At 67.5% G+C, this 3,901-nt stretch carries 5 protein-coding genes; 1 reads left to right on the plus strand and 4 read right to left on the minus strand.

Annotated features, from left to right (window positions below; all coding sequences use genetic code 11):
- Positions 1-109: 109 nt before the first annotated feature.
- The 4 genes from AC04L7_RS13920 to AC04L7_RS13935 are packed head-to-tail and all read right to left on the minus strand — an operon-like array spanning position 110 to position 2,793.
- Positions 110-493: a hypothetical protein gene (locus AC04L7_RS13920; protein WP_475513228.1), complete on the minus strand. Its 384-nt coding sequence runs from the start codon at positions 491-493 to the stop codon at positions 110-112.
- Positions 483-1,031 carry an RNA polymerase sigma factor gene (locus AC04L7_RS13925; protein ID WP_435999979.1) on the minus strand — a complete coding sequence of 183 codons (549 nt, stop codon included), beginning with the start codon at positions 1,029-1,031 and terminating at the stop codon, positions 483-485. Before AC04L7_RS13925 ends, AC04L7_RS13920 begins: the two co-directional genes overlap by 11 nt.
- A 41-nt stretch (positions 1,032-1,072) precedes the next feature.
- Complete coding sequence (gene murU / locus AC04L7_RS13930) at positions 1,073-1,780, minus strand: N-acetylmuramate alpha-1-phosphate uridylyltransferase MurU (RefSeq protein WP_435999977.1); 708 nt, start codon at positions 1,778-1,780, stop codon at positions 1,073-1,075.
- Complete coding sequence (locus tag AC04L7_RS13935) at positions 1,777-2,793, minus strand: aminoglycoside phosphotransferase family protein (RefSeq protein WP_435999975.1); 1,017 nt, start codon at positions 2,791-2,793, stop codon at positions 1,777-1,779. Before AC04L7_RS13935 ends, murU begins: the two co-directional genes overlap by 4 nt.
- A gap of 71 nt (positions 2,794-2,864) precedes the next feature.
- Between AC04L7_RS13935 and AC04L7_RS13940 the strand changes: the two genes are divergently transcribed.
- Positions 2,865-3,901 (plus strand): mannose-1-phosphate guanylyltransferase/mannose-6-phosphate isomerase (locus AC04L7_RS13940; RefSeq protein ID WP_475513229.1); only part of this gene is annotated, 1,037 nt, incomplete at its 3' end.

The following is a 3,901-nucleotide window of genomic DNA, read 5'->3' on the forward strand; positions in this document are numbered from 1 at the left end:
ATCCAGTTCACGGGTCGATTGCGCTTGGCTGTCCGCCGCGGCGCAGACGGTCACGACAACGGCAAGCACAGAGCGAAGGGATTTACGAAGGGCGTCCATAACGATGGCCTCATATTTCGACGGGTCGGGGAATGTCGGTGTCGGCACCCTGGCGTGCCAGTGCTTCGCGCTGCTGCCACAGCCTTTTCAGCTCCTGGTCACTGGCGCCGCGCTCGTACGCGCGCTGCAACTCGCGGTCTAGGGTACGCAAGGGGTGTTCGCGCAACGGCGCGCGCGGCGCGCCGGCCATGATGTCCGGGGCGGTTGCAATGCGGTCGTGGAGAAGAGGCAGGGAGATGACGGCCATCGCCGCCGCCATCACCGAGGTCGCGAGCAGCTGCCTGCGCCGCGTACGCTGGCGCACGCGTGCCCGCTCGATTCTTGGCCATAACTCAGGCGGCAGGGCAGGCTCAGGCAACTCGGCGAAGTGGGTGYGCAGTAATTCAACTTTCATGGGTAGATGCCTCTTCCTTTTCCAGGTCGGCACGCAGTCGCGCGAGTGCGCGAGAGAGCAGCGACTTGGACCAACTGGTGGTATGCCCGAAGCGGCGGCCCAGGTCCTCGTGCGACCAGCCTTCCATTTCATGCAGCCACACGACAGTACGTTCGGTAGCGCTGAGGCGTCGCAGCAGGCCGTCGGCCTCCGCGAGATCGGACGGGTGGCCCGCCGCGTGGAGCCGGGTCTCGACGGCGTCGTCCTGTACCAGCCGTCCGGTGCGTCGCAGGTGATCGATGGCTGCGTTCGCGGCGACGCGCTTGAGCCAGGGCCGTAAGGGCTCGCCGTCGCGGAAGCCTCCGAGGAACTGCACCATGCGGAGAAAAGTGTCCTGCGTGATGTCCTCTGCGGTCGCGGTATTGCCCGTCACGCGATAGGCAAGTGTATGGACTGCGCTGGCGTGCCGGTGATACAGCGTGGCGAAGGCGGACGCATCCCCCCGGCGGGCCTTCCTGACCAAGGTCGGTTCGTCTTCCGGGGTGACGGGGGAGTCCATGTAGGCGATACGTGCCGGAACCGCCTATCGTCGCAACATGGTCAACGCGCGGCGAGCTCGTGGTTCAGTTCGGCGAGCCGTTGCGGCGTGCCGACGTCGGTCCATCGTCCCTGCAGCCGCTCACCCGTGACGCATGCCGACACCATGCCGGCATGGAGCAGGGGCAACAGCGGGAATCGTGGTTTTCCACTGGGCGTCTCGCGGATCTGCGCAGCGGCATGCTGCCGCCAGTCATCCAGCAAGGCGGGGCGATAGATCCCCAGGCCGGCGTACGTCAACCGGTGCCCGCCGTCGCGGTGCAGGTGACCCGCATCGTCGAGGGCAAAGTCGCCGCGCGGCGCGAAGGCGGGCGGATCCACCATCACCAGATGCGCAAGCCCCGAGGGCTCCCGTGGCAAGCGAGCGAAGTCGAAATCCGTCCAGATGTCGCCGTTCACCAGCAGGAAGGGCGCCTCGCCGAGCAACGGCCGTGCGTTGAGCATGCCGCCACCCGTTTCGAGCGGCGTGTCGCCCTCGTGGAGGTAGTGAAGACGCATCCCCCAGCGTGCACCATCACCCAGCACCGCCGGGAAGCGATCGGCCAGCCAGCTGGTGTTGACCACCACGTCCTGCACGCCGATGGCGGCCAGCTTCTCAAGGTGCCAGACGATCAGCGGCTTGCCGCAAGCCTCGATCAATGGCTTGGGCGTGTGGTCGGTCAGCGGGCGCATGCGCTCGCCGAGTCCCGCTGCGAACACCAGCGCCTTCATGCGATTTCACCGCGCGCGTGCAGCACGGGTTTGATGCGCGTGTCGAGCAGCGCCTGCAGTCCCGCCAGTTCCGGATAACGGGGCAGCACCTCGTCCAGATAGCGGATGAAGCGCGGTACATCGGGCAGGTAGCGGGTCTTCCCGTCGCGATAGTGCAGTCGGGAGAAGATGCCGAGGATCTTCAGGTGCCGCTGGATGCCCATCCAGTCGGCGTCGCGCAGGAACACCTTGAGCTCCGGTACCGGCAATCCGGCGCGCGTGGCGCGCGCGTGGTAGCGCGCGAGCCAGCCGTCGACGCGCTCGATCGGCCAGCTCAGGAACGCATCCTTGAACAGGCTCATCGCGTCGTAGGCAACAGGGCCGCGCACGCAATCCTGGAAGTCGATCACCGCCGGACCCGGCGTCACGGGCATCAGATTACGCGGCATGAAGTCGCGGTGGGTGAGTACACGTGCCTGCGCCAGCGCGTTGTCCATCAGCCGGCGCTGGGACAGCTCCAACCCGTCGATCTCGCCGCAGTCCAGCGTCAGCCCGAGATGGCGACGCAGGAACCATTCGTCGAACAACCCGGCATCGCGCTGCAGCAGCGCTTCACCGAACTCGCCCATGCCCTCCGGCGGCGTGATGGCCTGCAGGCGCAGCAGCTGTTCGATGGCCGCATCGAACCAGGTATCCGCGTTGTCGTCGCTGATCACGTGCGCCAGCGTCGGACCGCCGAGGTCCTCGAGCAGCAGGAAACCGAGTTCCGTGTCGACGGCCAGCACCTCGGGGACGCGCACATCGCCGGAGGCCAGCAGCTCGCGCATCGCCAACCAGGGCCGCACGTCCTCCAGGCCGGGCGGGGAATCCATCACGATCCGTCCCGGTCCATCGCCCAGGCTGCGCCAATAGCTGCGGTAGCCCGCGTCCATGGAAGCGCGTTCGAGTTGCGCATAYGGGTCGCCGAGCGCGCCGCGCGCCCAGTCCAGGCGCTGGGCGCCACGCCCCGAGGGGTCCTGAATCGTTGGGTTCATGCAGTCGCGGCCACGCAGAGGCGATAAGGGCTACAGGGTAAACTGGCGCCCTACCGACTTGCGAGGCTTGCATGGCCCCTCTCCAACCCGTGCTGCTGTCCGGCGGCTCCGGCACGCGCCTGTGGCCGCTCTCGCGCGAGGCCTATCCCAAGCAGTTCCTGCCGCTGGCGGGCGACGACACGATGGTGCAGGCCACGTGGCGCCGCGTGGACGCCATCGCCGGACTTGCGCCCATCGTCGTCGCGAACGAGGAGCACCGTTTCCTGGTCGCAGAACAGCTGCGGCAGATCGGCGCGCCGGTACCGTCGATCCTGTTGGAGCCCGTCGGCCGCAACACCGCGCCCGCGATTGCGGCCGCCGCGTTGCAGGCCATGTCGGGCGGTTCCGACCCGCTGCTGCTCGTGCTGCCGTCCGACCATGTGGTCCGCGACGTGGCAGGTTTCCAGCGCGCCGTGCGCGAAGCCTCGGCGGCCGCGGAGTCCGGTGCGCTGGTGACGTTCGGCATCGTGCCCGATGCGCCCGAGACCGGCTTCGGCTATATCCATGCGGAGTCCGGCGAGGGCCTGCGCAAGGTGTCGCGCTTCGTCGAGAAGCCCGACGCCGCCACCGCCCGGTCCTACCTCGATGCCGGCGGCTATTACTGGAACAGCGGCATGTTCCTGTTCCGCGCCAGCCGCTATCTCGAGGAGCTCGCGCGCTTCCGCCCGGATATCGTGGAAGCGGTGCGTGCGGCCCATGCAGGCGCGCGGCACGACGGCGACTTCGTGCGCCTGGACCGGGACGCCTTCGCCGCCTGTCCTTCCGACTCCATCGACTACGCGGTTTTCGAAAAGACCGCACATGCGATGGTGCTGCCGGTCGATATCGGCTGGAACGACGTCGGCAGCTGGTCGGCACTGTGGGAAGTGGCCGAACGCGATGAACACGGCAACGCGCATCACGGTGACGTGATCGCCGTGGACAGTCGCAACAGTTATGCCTACGCGCAACGGTTGGTCGCGCTGGTGGGCGTGGACGACATCGTGGTCGTCGAAACGGATGATGCGGTACTGGTCGCTCGCAAGGACCGGGTGCAGGACGTCAAGCAGGTCGTCGCCCGGCTCAAGAA

This window comes from Pseudoxanthomonas sp. LjRoot204_2 (genome assembly GCF_056175765.1).

Excerpts from the sequence above, each read along its gene's own strand:
- AC04L7_RS13925 (WP_435999979.1), bottom strand. The coding sequence starts at position 1,031 with ATGGACTCCCCCGTCACCCCGGAAGACGAACCGACCTTGGTCAGGAAG.
- murU (WP_435999977.1), bottom strand. The coding sequence starts at position 1,780 with ATGAAGGCGCTGGTGTTCGCAGCGGGACTCGGCGAGCGCATGCGCCCG.